This window comes from Hyphomonas sp., assembly GCF_965284475.1.
In the GTDB taxonomy this organism is placed as follows: Bacteria; Pseudomonadota; Alphaproteobacteria; order Caulobacterales; family Hyphomonadaceae; genus Hyphomonas.
Genome location: NZ_OZ260087.1, coordinates 1,975,939 through 1,990,709, shown reverse-complemented (window position 1 = coordinate 1,990,709; position 14,771 = coordinate 1,975,939). Strand labels below are relative to the sequence as shown.

Annotated in this window: 17 protein-coding genes; 8 read left to right on the top strand and 9 right to left on the bottom strand. The window is 62.6% G+C overall.

Translation table 11 applies throughout. The features are described from left to right. Window positions 1-67: 67 nt before the first annotated feature. From ACQ66M_RS09840 to ACQ66M_RS09830, 3 genes are all read left to right on the top strand, one after another. Window positions 68-541, top strand: coding sequence for a hypothetical protein (locus tag ACQ66M_RS09840; protein ID WP_430403533.1), 474 nt, complete (start codon window positions 68-70; stop codon window positions 539-541). A gap of 378 nt (window positions 542-919) precedes the next feature. Further along, on the top strand, window positions 920-1,636 hold the full coding sequence (locus ACQ66M_RS09835) for a hypothetical protein (RefSeq protein WP_430403531.1): 717 nt from the start codon (window positions 920-922) through the stop codon (window positions 1,634-1,636). A 226-nt stretch (window positions 1,637-1,862) separates the two neighbouring features. Continuing rightward, entirely contained in the window at window positions 1,863-2,345 is a 483-nt protein-coding gene (locus tag ACQ66M_RS09830; protein WP_350170504.1) for a hypothetical protein, read from the top strand. Window positions 2,346-2,400: 55 nt separating this feature from the next. On the opposite strand, the gene ACQ66M_RS09825 is transcribed toward ACQ66M_RS09830, so the two are convergent. The 4 genes from ACQ66M_RS09825 to ACQ66M_RS09810 form a co-directional block, all read right to left on the bottom strand. Further along, a complete protein-coding gene (locus tag ACQ66M_RS09825; RefSeq protein ID WP_430403529.1) occupies window positions 2,401-3,381 on the bottom strand; it encodes an alpha/beta fold hydrolase in 981 nt (326 codons plus the stop codon). Window positions 3,382-3,456: 75 nt separating this feature from the next. After that, the gene (locus ACQ66M_RS09820; protein ID WP_350174110.1) at window positions 3,457-4,101 is read right to left on the bottom strand and encodes a redoxin domain-containing protein; all 645 of its coding nucleotides are present in this window, start codon (window positions 4,099-4,101) and stop codon (window positions 3,457-3,459) included. Between the two features lie 45 nt (window positions 4,102-4,146). Next, on the bottom strand, window positions 4,147-6,318 hold the full coding sequence (locus ACQ66M_RS09815; protein WP_430403527.1) for a protein-disulfide reductase DsbD family protein: 2,172 nt from the start codon (window positions 6,316-6,318) through the stop codon (window positions 4,147-4,149). A gap of 87 nt (window positions 6,319-6,405) precedes the next feature. Next, entirely contained in the window at window positions 6,406-7,200 is a 795-nt protein-coding gene (locus ACQ66M_RS09810; protein WP_350174106.1) for a SapC family protein, read from the bottom strand. A gap of 104 nt (window positions 7,201-7,304) precedes the next feature. Here ACQ66M_RS09810 and ACQ66M_RS09805 point away from each other — a divergent pair, with 104 nt between their 5' ends. Next, window positions 7,305-9,191, top strand: coding sequence for a DUF885 domain-containing protein (locus ACQ66M_RS09805; protein ID WP_430403525.1), 1,887 nt, complete (start codon window positions 7,305-7,307; stop codon window positions 9,189-9,191). A gap of 95 nt (window positions 9,192-9,286) precedes the next feature. Then, complete coding sequence (locus ACQ66M_RS09800) at window positions 9,287-10,978, top strand: vWA domain-containing protein (protein WP_430403523.1); 1,692 nt, start codon at window positions 9,287-9,289, stop codon at window positions 10,976-10,978. 3 nt (window positions 10,979-10,981) lie between these two features. Here the strand turns inward: ACQ66M_RS09800 and ACQ66M_RS09795 are convergent, their stop codons facing one another. The 3 genes from ACQ66M_RS09795 to ACQ66M_RS09785 form a co-directional block, all read right to left on the bottom strand. Next, the gene (locus ACQ66M_RS09795; RefSeq protein ID WP_045694662.1) at window positions 10,982-11,317 is read right to left on the bottom strand and encodes a hypothetical protein; all 336 of its coding nucleotides are present in this window, start codon (window positions 11,315-11,317) and stop codon (window positions 10,982-10,984) included. Window positions 11,318-11,421: 104 nt separating this feature from the next. Then, window positions 11,422-11,757: a DUF2794 domain-containing protein gene (locus ACQ66M_RS09790; RefSeq protein WP_350174100.1), complete on the bottom strand. Its 336-nt coding sequence runs from the start codon at window positions 11,755-11,757 to the stop codon at window positions 11,422-11,424. A gap of 230 nt (window positions 11,758-11,987) precedes the next feature. Then, a complete protein-coding gene (locus ACQ66M_RS09785; RefSeq protein WP_430403521.1) occupies window positions 11,988-12,638 on the bottom strand; it encodes a COQ9 family protein in 651 nt (216 codons plus the stop codon). Window positions 12,639-12,708: 70 nt separating this feature from the next. Here ACQ66M_RS09785 and rpsU point away from each other — a divergent pair, with 70 nt between their 5' ends. Beyond that, window positions 12,709-12,975, top strand: coding sequence for a 30S ribosomal protein S21 (rpsU, locus tag ACQ66M_RS09780; RefSeq protein ID WP_350174148.1), 267 nt, complete (start codon window positions 12,709-12,711; stop codon window positions 12,973-12,975). 74 nt (window positions 12,976-13,049) lie between these two features. Here the strand turns inward: rpsU and ACQ66M_RS09775 are convergent, their stop codons facing one another. Together ACQ66M_RS09775 and ACQ66M_RS09770 are read right to left on the bottom strand one after the other, a co-directional pair. After that, window positions 13,050-13,532 carry an SRPBCC family protein gene (locus tag ACQ66M_RS09775; protein WP_430403519.1) on the bottom strand — a complete coding sequence of 161 codons (483 nt, stop codon included), beginning with the start codon at window positions 13,530-13,532 and terminating at the stop codon, window positions 13,050-13,052. Next, window positions 13,529-13,843, bottom strand: coding sequence for an ArsR/SmtB family transcription factor (locus ACQ66M_RS09770; RefSeq protein ID WP_430403517.1), 315 nt, complete (start codon window positions 13,841-13,843; stop codon window positions 13,529-13,531). The genes ACQ66M_RS09775 and ACQ66M_RS09770 overlap by 4 nt, the downstream gene beginning before the upstream one ends. 78 nt (window positions 13,844-13,921) lie before the next feature. Here ACQ66M_RS09770 and ACQ66M_RS09765 point away from each other — a divergent pair, with 78 nt between their 5' ends. Both ACQ66M_RS09765 and ACQ66M_RS09760 read left to right on the top strand, forming a co-directional pair. Further along, on the top strand, window positions 13,922-14,458 hold the full coding sequence (locus ACQ66M_RS09765) for a GFA family protein (RefSeq protein ID WP_430403515.1): 537 nt from the start codon (window positions 13,922-13,924) through the stop codon (window positions 14,456-14,458). After that, complete coding sequence (locus ACQ66M_RS09760) at window positions 14,455-14,757, top strand: DUF6958 family protein (protein WP_430403513.1); 303 nt, start codon at window positions 14,455-14,457, stop codon at window positions 14,755-14,757. Before ACQ66M_RS09765 ends, ACQ66M_RS09760 begins: the two co-directional genes overlap by 4 nt. The last annotated feature ends 14 nt before the right edge of the window (window positions 14,758-14,771 follow it).

The following is a 14,771-nucleotide window of genomic DNA, read 5'->3' as shown; positions in this document are numbered from 1 at the left end:
GGTGGGGATGGGGTGAGCTGATCGTCATTGTACAGTTCGAATTAAGCCGGGAGGCCTCTCCATGAATGTGGCGCGTAGAGTATTTTCAGCAGGCATTTTCCTGGCGCTTGGCGCGTGCGCCAGTGGGCCGCCCGATCTCAAGGACAACCAGATCGTTCCCGGCCAGCGTGTCAGCAATGTGGAACTGGGCATGTCATTGTCCAGCCTGCTATCACTACAGGGAAAGCCCCGCCGCACCATTCCGATCGCGCATACGAACGCCACATCCTACACATTTGACGGGCTGACCGTCGCCGCAGATGACAAGGTCTACTGGATCATCGCGCATGACCCCCGCTTCTTCACGGACCGGGGCGTGTCCATGGGATCGGAGCAGATATTTGCACGGGGAACGTACGGGAAGCCGAAATGCGTGGTGACCCGCGCCAGCGTCACCGTCTATGATTATGGTGACATCTATTTCGAAGTCGACAATGCGACGGGCAAGGTCGGGCAGATCGGCATCCAGCGCAGCACGCAGACCTGCGACGGGGCATCATAGCGCATCGATGGGCAAGGTCGCGCCTGCCATTGGCCGCTGACCTGCATTCCAGATGTGGAGCGCCTTTGCAAGCGGGACCATGGGTCACGTTACAGACCGGGCCGACAGGTTGCAGTTTTCGTGTTGTGTTCGTTGGTCGGTGCCAGGCCGGGCAACGATGATGACAGACTGGAGGTGCGAAGAAGGCATCAGGGTCATTTGCCCAGGCTCGCGCAGGTTACACTCCGATCGGAAACCCGCGCCGATTTCCGGCATTTTTCTGGAACGATAATGGTGGAATGCCGTTGATTGGGGGAATGATGCAGCGGGCCTGATGGCGCGTAATTCGAACTGTCAGTGCACGCTCCATTCCCGATAAAGCAAGGAAAGGAGTAATCCATGAGAACCTTCAAGATGAACCTCCTCGCCGCTGCCGCATTTGGCCTGGCGCTGGCGCCCGGCGCCGCGACGGCACAGGATGAAGACATGCAGGCGGACACCACTGCGCAGGCAGAAACAGAGACTGCCATTGTGCCAGATGTGCAGACAAATCCCTATCGGATGGCAGATGGAAGCTGGGTATCACTCTCCGGCACTGTGACCAATGCCACAGCTCACGGGTTTGACCTCGACTATGGCGCAGGCATCGTCCCCGTCGAGATGGACGACTATGATGCCTGGCCAGAGGCCTATTTGCTGGCCGATGGACAGAATGTCGGGGTTGTCGGCAAGATTGACGATGACCTGTTCGAACTGACCTCGATCGAGGCCTCGACCGTGTATGTGGCCGGACTGAATACAAGCTTTTCAGCCAGTTCTGCCGACGAAGAGAGCCTTGGCGAGATCGCCTTCTACCACTTGCCTGATCTCAGCAATGTCGTGCTGGAGGGCAAGGTGAAGGATGTCGATGTCAAGAAAGGCGAATTTTCGCTGGTCGCCGGTGGTAGCTCCTATGACGTGAGTATTGAGGATCTCGGCTATAATCCGCTGGATGAAATCGGCTTTCAGGAAATCGCCAATGGTGACCGTGTGCGCATCACAGGCATGCTCGACAAGGAAGCCTTCACGGACGACGAGATCGATGCGACCAGTATCGTGACGCTCAACAAGGGCTGATCGTTCACTGACCGCAGACATGTCGCAAAGAGGCGGGCCTTCGGGCCCGTCTTCTTTGGTCTGGCAGTCGCTGCGGTGCGCGAGTGCGCGAGCCGAACGCCTGGCTCTACGTCATGAGAATGCGCGCGTTGCGGGAAATTCTTCGTCCCCTGATACCCGTTAGGTGAAATGGTAAACTTGTGTTAATTATTCCGCACACAAGAAGAAATGGGAGGACGAGATGCATATGATGAGTTCACTGAAGATCGCTGCAATTGCGGCATCAATCGCGCTGGCTGGGTGCGCGACATCGGCAATGGCACAGGAGCCTGCCACTCCAGCGGCCGCACAGGACGATGGATACCCGCTCACAAGCGGAGATTTCTGGGAAGTTACCGGAATTGACATCAAACCTGGTGGCGGCCTGTACTACGCAAACCACCTGGCTGACAAATGGAGAGCCTCGCAGGAATTTGCCAAGTCGAAAGGCTGGATCAAGGACTACAAGGTTCTGTCGAACTATCACAATCGCTCAGGTGAGCCGGACCTTTACCTGATCACTGTCATGGAAAGCCTTCCCAACGGTCCCGAGGGTGAGGCCCAGGGCGAAGAATTCCGCGCATGGGCTGAAGCATCGACGGCACAGCTTGTATCAGAGAATCTGGACCGCGCGGAATTTCGCGAAATCATGGGTACAAGCCTGATGCAGGAGCTGAACTTCAAAGACTAGGCATCATCCGGATCGAGACTGAAAGCCGCCGGTCTGCCCGGCGGCTTTCACTGTTTCAGATGCTGCGGTGGGGCTCAGAATGGTCCCACTCGGCCAGCAGGGTGCGCAGGGCCGAGACGAAGGCGAGCGGCTGGTCGAGCATGACATGGTGGCGGGCATGCGGGATGGAGATGAACGGCACCTGGTGACCGAGCAGCTTGCGCATGTAGTCGCCGACGTCATCGGGCATCAGTTCGCTTTCCTCGCCGCGAATGATGGCGATGCGGCAGGCCGCAGCTTTCAGCAGGTCAGCGGGATCCCTGTTCGGCTGGAAATGGGTCCAGATTGACGGGTCGAATTTCCAGGTGAAACCGCCATCAGTCTTCTTGAGGCTCCACCGGGCGATATAGTCCATTGCATAATGATTCTCGCACAACTGGGGCGGCGCGAGGCGGAAACGGCCAAGCGCGCTGGCGAGATCGTCATAGACGCGGTTGGGCCGGCCGGAACGTGGCGGGCCCCGATGGGGGCGTTCGGGCGGGTTCACGGGGCTGTCGACGATGACCATGCCGGTGAAACGGTCACCATGCTCTGCGCCCGTGACCAGCGTGACGAAACCGCCAAAGGAATGGGCGACGATGATAGGTTTCACATCTGAGTCGAAGAGGCCGGCATGTTCGGCAACGGCGATCTGTTCGGCGCTGAATGTCGCCATGTCATAGGCATCGCGCCAGTCGCTTTCGCCCATGCCGGAAAACGTGATCGCAGCGACATTGTAGTGTTCGGCAAAATACGGCGCCACGAAATCCCACCAATGGGCGTGTGCGCCATTGCCGTGGACGAGCAACAGGCCCGGACGGCCGCGCTGGCCCCAGCGCTGGTAATGGACATGCGCACCCTTCACGTCGACAGAATGGGTCTCGTAGGGGGTGGCGACGGCCTGCTGGAACCAGTCAGGCGCTGGCGGCACAGCGCCTTTGTATTCCAGCAGCGGGCCACCCTCGGACGGCATTTCCGCTGGCTGGTCGCGCACGATTCCTTCGGCACCTGAACTCATGGCCCATCCTCTCAACCTGACACACCTGTCATAAATGGGAGGGGGGTGAAGACAAGCCTGACGCGGGGGAGACTGTCAGTATTTCACAGAGCAGCCATAGGGCTTGGACCTGGCAACCGCGACAGGCTCTCCGGCGGCGAGGCTGTCGAGCGCGGCGCGGACGTAATTGGTGGCGTCGGCAATATCGTCGACGCGGGCAGATGCCTTGCTGTCGATGGCGCCTTCATAGGCGAGCGTGCCATCGGGGCCGATAACGTACATGTGCGGCGTGGTCTTGGCACCATAGAGGCGGCCGACGTCTCCGCCTGTATCGAGCAGGACATGGCGCGGCATGGCATCGCGCATGGCGGTCAGGGCGTTCGCCTCATCGCCGGTGACATGGCCCTGTTTGCCGGGGGCCGAGGAGATGACTGAGAGCCAGACGACATCATCGGCGACGGCATCGGCCTGCAGCGTCTGCATGTTGGCCGGCGGCGTCGCATAATGCTTCTGGACGAAGGGGCAGCCGTCATTGGTCCATTCAAGAACGATTGTCCTGCCGGAAAAATCTGCCAGCGAGACCGGCTCGCCATTCGTGTCGGTGGCCGTGAAGCCGGGCGCTGCATCACCGGGCGTGACAAGCGGACTGGCATCGGCGGTCGAGGCTATCAAGGCGCCGGCTGTCAGGGCAACAGCGGCGGCCATGCCGGCGGCGAGAGAAACATTGCGGCGGCTGAACATGAACAGTCTCCTTTATTGCGGTTTCCCCTCCGATGGCAGTCTGGCTCAACGCGGGTCGAGAAGTCCAATCACAAGATCTTTAGACAGGATTTCCGGCAGGATGTCCGGCTCGGCCGAACCCGCCGGATACCAGAGATACATGGGCACACCGGCCCGATCGCGCAGTTTCAGTTCTGCGGCGATGACCGGGTCCTTGTGCGTGAAGTCAGCGACGAGGAAGGCAACCTTGGCGTCGGCAAAGGCCTCTTGCACGGCATTTGTCTTCAGCGTGGTGAGCTTGTTGAGCTGGCAGGTGGCGCACCATGTGGCGGTGAAATCGACAAAGACCGGGCGGCCTTCAGCGGTGAGTTCTGCAACACGTTCCGGGCTCCAGGCTTCGGTGTCGAACCGGGCCGCATAGGCCGTAGGTGTGCCGTCCATGGCACCGGGCGCGGCTGCGCGCACGGCCGGATAGGCAAAGCCGGCGACGAAGACGGCGGCGGCGATGGCGCGCGCAGGCAGGTCGGTGCGGTGGCGCGTGAGCCAGATGGCGAAGGTAATGGCGGTGGCGCCCGCGACCGTCCAGGCGACCGCGCCATGGCCAGCGAGCGCGCCGAGCACCGAGAGCAGCCAGGCAGCGGTCAGGAACATCGGGAAGGCGAAGACCTGTTTCAGGGTTTCCATCCACTTGCCGGGCCGCGGCAGGAGGCGCTGCAGGCCGGGCACGAAGCTGAGCAGGAGGAAAGGCAGCGCGAGGCCGAGACCCATGGCGAGGAAGACGACCAGTATGGCAGCGGCGGACTGGCCCATCACCGCGCCCAGCGCCGCGCCGAGGAAGGGCCCGACGCAGGGCGCACCAACGACAGCGGCCAGCACGCCCGTGAAGAACGCTCCGGCGGCGCCCTGGCGGCTGGCAAGGCCACTGCCGGTGTTCTGGATCGATGTGCCGAGTTCGAACAGGCCCATCAGCCAAAGACCGATGGCGAACATGATGAGGGCGAGAATGGCGACGGTCGGCGCATTCTGGAGCTGGAATCCCAGCGTGGCCGAACCGGTTGCTGCGCGCACCGCGATGATGGCGCCCGCGAGGACAGCGAAGGAGACGAGCACGCCGCCCGTGTACCAGAGGCCGTGGCTGCGCAGTTGGCTGGCATGGCCGCTGGCGGCAGCCGAGACCATGCCCATGGCCTTGATCGAGAGGACAGGCAGGACGCATGGCATGAGGTTGAGGATGAGGCCGCCGAGCAGCGCGAAGAAGGCGAGCGTCAGCAGGCCTGCGGCGCCGCTCCCTGCCCCGGATACGCCGGAGCGGCTGGCAGCGAGGCCAGCTGTATTGTCGAAAACCGCGCCCTGGGCGGCGGACAGTTCGTAGCCTGTGCGTGTGCCGCCGGGCTGTTCGACGACAAGCACGCCTTCAAGCGGGCCGTCGGGCATGCCGGGGCTGGCCGGTGCGAGGGAGAGGGTTGCGCCATCCGCGCCGAAACTGGCGGGCTGATCGGCCGGGTGGCTGATTTCGTGGGCGAAGGGGAAGAAGCGCAGCGCAGCATCGCGGGTGAGGCCTGGTGCGCGCAGGCTGAGTTTCCAGGGCGTGGCCGATGTGTCGAGGCGGGCTTCGCCTGCAAAGGCGGTGGGCGCCCTGGCGATCCAGTCGGAAATCATCGTGCCGTGCATTGGGTTTGGTACCGGTTCGCCGACATCGAGCGTGAGGGAGACCTCGGCGGATTCGGGAATGCAGATGTCTTCGCAGATCAGGTAGTCAGCCAGGACATCCAGCCGGAGCTGGCCGGAGGCGTCAGCCGGAATCATCAGCCGGAATGGCAGGATAACCTGGTCGCTGTAGCCATAGTCCATGATCTCACCCTCGACCACGGGCAGGAGGTGCGGGATGGGCCAGATGAAGTCGCCAATGGCGCCGCCAGGTATGGTGCTGGTGCCGCGATGGATGAGCTGCGGCGGCAGGCCGGCATCGCCGGCATTGCGCCAATAGACATGCCAGCCCGGGTCCATGTCCATTTTCAGGGCGGCCATGATGGTCTCGCCCGGCATGACGGCGCTGCGCTCGGCAATCAGCTCGACGCGGGCATGGCCGCCATCGACAGGCGCAGCAGCGGCAGGCGCAAGCGCGCCGAGCAAAACGGTCATAAATAGGCTGGCAATAAGACGGATCATCAGGAGGCTTTCATCGGGACAGCCGACCATATGCCTGCGAATGGCGCAGGAATGAAGTACCTCGCTCATTCGTGAACGCGCTGCGAGCGGCCTGCACCACAAGGAAAAAGGGCGGCCCCGCGAGGAGCCGCCCTTTAAACTGTTCATCTGAACGGATCAGGCGTTCAGCGGTGCCGGCGGCGAGAGGCGAACCGCGCGCTGGATGACTTTCGGCCAGTTGAGCAGCGAGACGAGGTGGGCATAGCAGGCCCCGACGGCGCCATTGTTGCGCAGCTCAAGATACTTGGCCTCCGGAAGGGCGTTCAGGCGCTCTTCGGAAATGGCGTAATAGTCGGCAATCTTCTGCTGGTCGCCGACCGGGTTGCCCTGATTGTCGCGCGGCTGGAAGGCGACGGTTTTCTGTTCCATCAGGTCGAGTTCCACCAGCATCTTGACGAAATCAGCCGTGGCGCGGCGCTGGCGTTCGAATTCCTTGCAGAATTCGATGGCATCGTTGGTGAACTTGGACGGCTGGCCATTTTCGAAGAAGGGCACTTCCGGCTGGTTCGAGACCATGGGCGCAGCGCGGTCTACACACAGGACAAGGCGGTCGGAGGCGTCGTCGGCCGCGAACACGAACGGATAGCGGCGCACGAAAGCCGGTACATAATGGTCCTCGCCGACGCGGCCCTGCTCGTCGACGAACAGGTTCTGGCCCTGGCGGACACCCATGACGGCGACGGGCGTGCGGTCATTGCCGACGAAAATGATCGGGTAGGACGAGGCCGCGAGACCGAATTCGGTCACCGTGACGGGCACGGCGTGCGCCTGGCGCAGGAAGCCGAAAGGTTCCGGAATCTGCTTGACGCCGAGGCCGCCATGATCTTCCGGCGACAAGGGCTGGGGCTGCTGATAAAAGAGGACCTGGCCTGTCAGCGGCGACTGGCCACCAGTTTGCTGTGTGGTGTTCACGTGGGAGCTCCTGAATTGTTGCGCGGAGCGTTACCGGAAATAGAGGCTGGCCACAACACCCGAACCAGCATGAACTACAGCGAAGACAAGGTAAAAAAAAAGTCATGTTCGTCAAAGCGCTGATCCGATCCGATTCGTGGGTGAAAGCCGGGCTTTCGGGCCTGTCTCTGGCCCTGTGGGTGACCGCCTGTTCGCCGTCCGTGGATGATGCCGGAACGCCGCGCCGGATCGCCCGCCAGGTGGACCAGCTGATGACCACGCTGGCGCAGACGGAACTGGCCCGCGATCCGGAAATGGCGACGCGGCTGGGCCTGACCGAAAAGGCCGTGGGATATGAATTCAACCGCTACCTGACCGACAGGTCGCAGGCGGCCTATGAGCGGGTCCGCGTCACGCGGCTGGAAATGCTGCAGGCACTGGCTGAGGCGCCCAAGCCGGCACGGGGCAGCGCGCAGGCGCGCCATCTGGAAACCCTGATCAAGGCTTACGAGACCGCCGAGAGCCTGTTCGTGGGCGGGCATGGCCAGACCGGGCTGGGCGTGGCCTATCCCTATGTCGCCGACCATATGCGCGGCGCCTATATCGACGTGCCGGAGCTGATGACGCGCTCGCACCCCGTGCTGACAGCGCAGGATGCGCGCAATTACGTTCTGCGCCTGAGCGCGCTGCCGGACGCAATTGATGATGAACGCCGCAGGCTGAATGCGGACGCTGCATCCGGTGTCATTCCCCCGGACTTCGTCCTGCGGCGCATGGCCGTTCTGGCCACGGAAATGGGCGCCGGAGAAGCGGAGGATCATATCCTTGTGGTCACGCTCGACAGCCTGCTGGGCGGCCCGGAAGACCTGACCGAGGATGAACGCACAAAACTGGCGGCGCGGGCACGGCAACTGGTCGAGACCGGCATCCTGCCCGCCTATGCCCGTTTTGCCGACGACCTGATTGCCCTGTCTGCAAGGGCGCCGTCCGATCCGGGCGTGTGGCAACTACCCGGCGGCAACGCCTATTACGATGCCGCGCTCATCGCCTTTACCCATGATGGCATCAAAGCGGTCGAGCTGCACGCGCTGGGCCAGCGCGAAGTCGTGGCGCTGACCGATGAGCTGAATGCCGCACTGACAGAGGCTGGCTTTGTCGAGGGCACCGTCGCCGAGCGCCTGCAGGCCCTGGCGGCGATGCCGGAGCAAATCTACGAGGACAGCGACGAGGGCCGCGCCGCCCTGCTGGACCGCCTGCGCCAGCTGGAAACGAAAGCGGAAGCCGATCTTGCCGGCGAGATCCCGTCCCTGCCGAAAACACGGGTGGCAATCCGGGATGTGCCCGATTTCCTGGAGAGCGCATCGCCGGCGGCCTTCTACAGCGCCGCGCCCGCCAACGGGTCTGCGCCCGGCCTGTTCGAGATCAACCTGGCCAATATGGCTGACTGGCCGGACTTTGCGCTCGCGACGCTAGTCTACCATGAGACCGTGCCCGGCCATCACCTGGAAAGCGCTGTCGCCGCCGAGCGGGCGAACCTGCCGCTGGCCCGGCAGATGATCTGGAATGTGGCCTATGGCGAAGGCTGGGGCGTGTACGCCGAGACGCTGGCGGATGACATGGGTCTGTATGAGGATGATCCGCTGGGGCGGATCGGCTATCTGCAATCCATGCTGTTCCGTGCAGCGCGGCTGGTGGCCGATACCGGGATACACCGCATGCGGTGGAGCCGCCAGCAGGCGGTGGACTACATGACGCAGGTCACCGGCCAGCCGGCAACGTCCATGACGCAGGAGGTTGACCGCTATACCGTCTGGCCCGGACAGGCAGCGGCCTATTGGGTCGGGCGCCAGCGTATCCTCGACCTGCGCGAACGGGCCGAGCGCGTGCTTGGCCCGAAATTCGACCGGGCAGCCTTTCACGAAGTCATCCTGGCAGGGGGGCCACGACCGCTCGATATTCTCCAACAGGATGTCGAGGACTGGTATGGCGCGCAGGTTGACCGGTCGGAATAATCTGAAGAAATCTCCAAACAATCCGAAGTCTGCCCTATTCCCGCCACCTCCGCTGCGCCATTCTGACGGCAAGGACGCATGATGGAGGGACGACCATGAGACTTCGCGGATTGATACTGGCCAGCGTGGCCGCAACAGCCCTGCTGGCTGGATGTACAACAGACAGTGGCGCGGCAGACGGAAACGTCGTGGCAGAGACGCCTGCTGCACCGCCAGCGCCGCCACCGCCGCCCCCCGCGCCTGCAGCCGAGATGAGCAGTGTCATCGTGACAGGGCGCGCTGCGGGCGGGCCCATGGTGCGCAGCATGCCGATACAGCAGGTTCAGCCCGAACCGGAATTCCGGGACGAATACGAGGATGTCGACGCCAACCCGGTCAGGCTGACCAGTGAAGAGCCGGTCTCGACCTTCTCGATTGATGTCGACACGGCCGCCTATGCGAACGTGCGCCGGTTCCTGAAGAGCGGCAGCCTGCCGCCAAAGGATGCCGTGCGGATCGAGGAACTGATCAATTATTTCGACTATGCCTATCCACAGCCGGAGGCGGGCAGCGACCCGTTTGCAACGCAGGTGACCATGATGCCGTCGCCCTTCAATGCGGGGCGCGACCTCATCCAGATCGGCATTCAGGGGCGCGACATTGATCGCGAGGCTCGCCCGCCGATCAACCTGACGCTGCTGGTGGATGTGTCAGGGTCCATGTTTTCCGAGGACAAGCTGCCGCTGGCCAAACAGGCGATCAGGCTGATGCTGGAAGAGATGGCGCCGACCGATACGGTGGCAATCGTTGTTTACGCGGGCGCGGCAGGGGAAATCCTGGCGCCGACGCCGGTGAGCGACAAGCGCAAGATCGTGGCCGCGCTGGAAGACCTGCAGGCCGGCGGGTCGACGGCCGGCGGTGAGGGCCTTCGCCTGGCCTATGCCCTGGCCGAACAGGAACTGAAGAAAGACGCGGTCAATCGCGTGATGCTGCTGACCGATGGCGATTTCAATGTCGGCATTTCCGACCCGGAACAGCTGGAGGATTTCGTCTCGCGCAAGCGGGAAACCGGCATCTACCTGTCCGTGCTGGGTTTTGGACGCGGCAATTACAATGATGCGATGATGCAGAAGATTGCCCAGACCGGGAATGGCACAGCGGCCTATATCGACACGCTGAGCGAGGCGCGAAAAGTGCTGGCCGATGACCTGTCGGGCAATATTTTCCCGATTGCGGATGACGTGAAGATCCAGGTCGAATTCAATCCGGCCCGCATCGCCGAATACCGCCTGATCGGCTACGAGACGCGGATGCTGGAGCGCGCCGACTTCAACAATGACAAGGTGGATGCCGGCGACATTGGCGCAGGCACCAGCGTGACAGCGATCTATGAGGTCACACCGACCGGTTCGGACGCGGCGCAGATCGATCCGCTGCGCTATGGCGAGGCGGCCAAAGCCGGCAGCACGCAGGGCGAATATGCCTTCGTGAAGCTGCGCTACAAGGCGCCGGGCGCCGACACGTCGAAACTGCTGACCTATCCCCTGACCGAAAAGGACCGTGTCGCCAGCGTGGACGAGGCACCTGAATGGGCACGCTTTGCCACGGCCGTCGCAGGCTTTGGCGAAATGCTGAAGGGGGGAGAGGCCCTTGGCACCGGTTTCGGCTGGGAGGCAATCCGAACGCTGGGGGCGGGCGCCAAGGGCAAGGATGAGTTCGGCTATCGCGCCGAGTTTATCGAGCTGACCCGACTGGCCGAGACAGCCGATGCACAGGCCGCCCTGAACCGGCCAGGCAAAGGTGATTAGGGTTTAAGCCGCGATCCGGCGGGAATGGTCGGTGAAGCAGACAGTGCTGAAGCCTTCTTCAATATCGTTCACCATCAGCTTGCGCGCCGCGCCGTCGAATTCGTGGGCGAGGAAGACGGCGTTCGCGCCGTAACGCTCGGCCTCTGCCAGGGCCCAGATGGGCTGGAGGTCGTGCGGGCGTCCCGTCAGTTCAATCACCCGGATGAGGCGCCATCCATAGGCATCCGGGGCGGCGAAGATAGCCACGCCGGGGCAGCGTGCCCATGGCCCGTCCGGCGCCATGCGATTGAATTCCCAGGCCTTGCCTGACCGTCCCCGAAAGCTGACTGCAATACCCATGTTCCTGCTCCGTTCTGTTCTCTTGTTCCTAATATGTTCCAGAACAGCGCGCAAGAATTTTTTGGTTAACAGGGGGTTAACCAATTGGCGTGAATTGAGCGGGTCTATTTAATTACTGTGAAACGACGGGTGTCGAAAACGCGCAGAACCTGTTTGAGTTCGCGGCCCCGGCGCAGGATCTGGCCCGCCGACCCATACACGGCATACTGGCCCTGGCGGTTGGCGAGCGCCGGTTCCTTTTCGATACGCCAGGTCGGGTTTTCCGCATGGCGCCGGAAGATGGCGAAGATGGCGACATCCCGCTCCATGCCGATGGCATAGTCGCGCGCTTCGCCCGCCACCACGAGCCGGCCATAGACATCGAGGATCGGCTGCATCTCGGCTTTCTGGAAAGCCACCTTCGGATCCGGCGCGATCTTGCGCGAAAATGTATCGCTCATGTCATCCTTTTTTGTTCGCGTGTGGAGCGAGTGGGCAAATCTGTAGTCGCCTAAACGCATTGTAATTGAAATGGGGCGAAATTGCCGCTTTTTGGCCTTGCGTGGAACACCGGCGCCCGCCATCTTCTAGGTGTCGGGCGGAGGTGTATACCAAGCACCCCGGACCCATCAGCCCCCCCAGCCCCCTGGGGCGCTTGATCAACTTTCGCCCGACACCTTCCCCCTTCAAATCATTGCCCCTGTCCGCGTTCGGACGGTTTTGCGCCGCGCCGGACTGCCTTGAGCGCATCGAGCACGGGCGACACCACTTTTCCGGCCGTTCTGCCTGCGCCGGAGGCCTGCCGCAGCCGCCGGGAAATATAGGCGTCGAGATCATCCGGGGTGGGCCCATCCAGCCAGTACATGACGATGCCGGGAATCGTGGCGGCGAGCAGGCCACGCTTGGAATAGCGGTTGTAATCGGTCGCAGTGTCGCCTGCGGCTGTCCACACCATGTCGGCAACCGACCAGGTGCGCTGGACAGCCGGCCCTGCGCCCCAGGGCAGGAAGCCGCGGGCCGCTGCACGCCGGACCGCCTCGCGATTCGGCTCCAGCGCCGCCAGCCAGGCCAGCACGCCGCGTTTGACCTTGTCCGGCACCCGGAGGGCCGAAAGGTCCTGCGCGGCGAGCGCAGCGGCTGCTTCGGCCTCTGCGGCGGCAAAAAAGGCCTCGATCAGGTCGATCACGCCGTGAGGGGCGGCGAGGGCCTGCTCACCCGCGCTGAGCCCGGCCTCGCGCGCCGCGAGCGCTGCGGCGGCATCGGTCCAGCCATCAAAGGCGATGTGGGGCAAGAGCGCGTCCAGCCACCTGGAACGCAAGACATCGGTCGGCGTATGTGTCATAATACATCTTTGCATCATTTAAGGGGCTTGGCCAAATTGCTTCTTGCGTGATATAGGCGCCCCTTCATGGCTGACAAAGCCGCACAAATTCGTCGGGGCGACGCCCCCAACCCAATGGAGAAGACCCATCGTACAGATCGTCGTCCGCGATAACAATGTCGAGCAGGCCCTGCGCGCACTGAAGAAAAAGATGCAGCGCGAAGGCCTCTTCCGCGAAATGAAAGCCCGTCAGGCTTTCGAAAAGCCATCCGAGAAAAAGGCCCGCCAGCGCGCCGAAGCCGTGCGTCGTGCGCGCAAACTGGCCCGTAAACGCGCCCAGCGCGAAGGCATCGTGTAGGCGTTTGCGTCTCGCGACTTGAAAAAAGCCCCGCCAGAGCGATCTGGCGGGGCTTTTTCTTTGGCGGGTGATGATCAGCCGCGCGGTCCGCAGCTGGCTTCCAGCCGGGCGAGGACGCTCGTCCAGCTGGTCAGGGCCAGCCATTCATAGCCTGGTCCCAGCAGGGCGTGAGTCACGCTCACGCGCGCGGCCGTGCCATATGGCGTGATCCTCACGGTAACGCGCGACGGCAGCAATTGCGGCTGCACATGGTCCGGCAGGCCGATATTGCAGTGATCGATTACCTCAAACACCAGAAGGCCGGGCGGGTTGATCGTCCTGTAACGACCGGTCATGTTGCAGCTTGATCCGTCGGGGGCGGTCATCTCGAAGACGAACCGCCCGCCCTCGACGGCGTTGATTTCGAGCACGCGGGTCTTAAAGCCATCAGGCCCCCACCATTTTTCCAGCATATCCGGCCTGATCCAGGCTGAGAACACGTCTTCCGGCGCAGCATCTATAAATTGCTCAACCGACTGCCGGTCTGCCTTTGGCATGCCTGCGACTGGCCCGCTCATGGTTGCGGCTTTCTCGCGACGGTGCGGTCCAGCCGGGACAGGGCCTGTTGCCACTGCTCACGATAAAGCTGGATCCAGTCATCGACTTCGGAGAGTGCTTCAGGGCGCAGTGTGCAAATGCGGCGCTGCCCCTCGCGGCGGCGCGCGATCAGACGGGCACTCTCCAGCACGCTCAGATGGCGTGAGATGGCCGATTGCGCAATGGCGAACTGGTCCACCACTTCGCCGACGGATCGTTCGCGTTCGGCCAGCAGTCCCAGAATGCTCCGACGTGTCGGATCGGCAAGGGCTGCGAATGTTGTGTCCAGCATATATCACCTTTACAGCATATATCGTTTAAGTGATATATCTCCGGGCATGGAATACATCAAGTGCGAAAGGAAAGCGGAATGGCAGGCACAGGTCATCGGACAGTCGTTGCAACCTGCGTGTGCGGAAGCGCCGCGCTGGAACTGATCGGTGCCCCCATCATGACGGTCGGCTGTTATTGCGATAGCTGCCGCGAGGCGGCCGAGGTCCTGGGCGACCGCATGAACGCGCCTCCGATGACGGAGGATGATGGCGCAACACACTTCGTCATACAGCGAAAGGATCGCGTCCGGTGCACCAGAGGCGATGCAATTCTGCGCGAGCATCGCCTGACTGGCGATAGCAAGACGCGGCGCGTCGTGGCGACATGCTGCAACGCGGCTATGTTTCTTGAGTTCGACTCAGGTCACTGGCTGTCTGTCTATGCCAACCGGCTCGATCCCGCTGAGCGTCCCTCCATCGAGCAACGCACAATGACGGGCGACCGCCCGTTCAATGACGACATACCAAGCCCGCACAGGCACACACTAAGCTTCATGTGGAAGCTGATGGCGGCGTGGGCCGCCATGGGATTCAAAGCGCCAAAGTCAGCTCTCGGCAGGAGCCCCCTCCAGTGACACGGACAGATGACAGGATCGAGATTGAGAACTTCACGTCGCCAGGACAGGTCCGGAGAGTCGACAGAGCGAAGTTCAGCGCCATGAAGGACGCACTGCTGCAGGTACTGCCGGCACAGTCACCGGGCCTGACGGCCGCTGAAGCCAAGCAGCGGCTGTTGCCCCTTCTGCCGCAGGACCTGTTCCCGAATGGCGAAAAAGCCGGGTGGTGGATGAAGGCGGCCCAGCTGGACCAGGAAGCCAAAGGCGTAATCCGGCGCGAGGCAACAAAGCCGCTGCGGTTCTTTCGGGTGGTCTAGCTCTGGCCACGCGG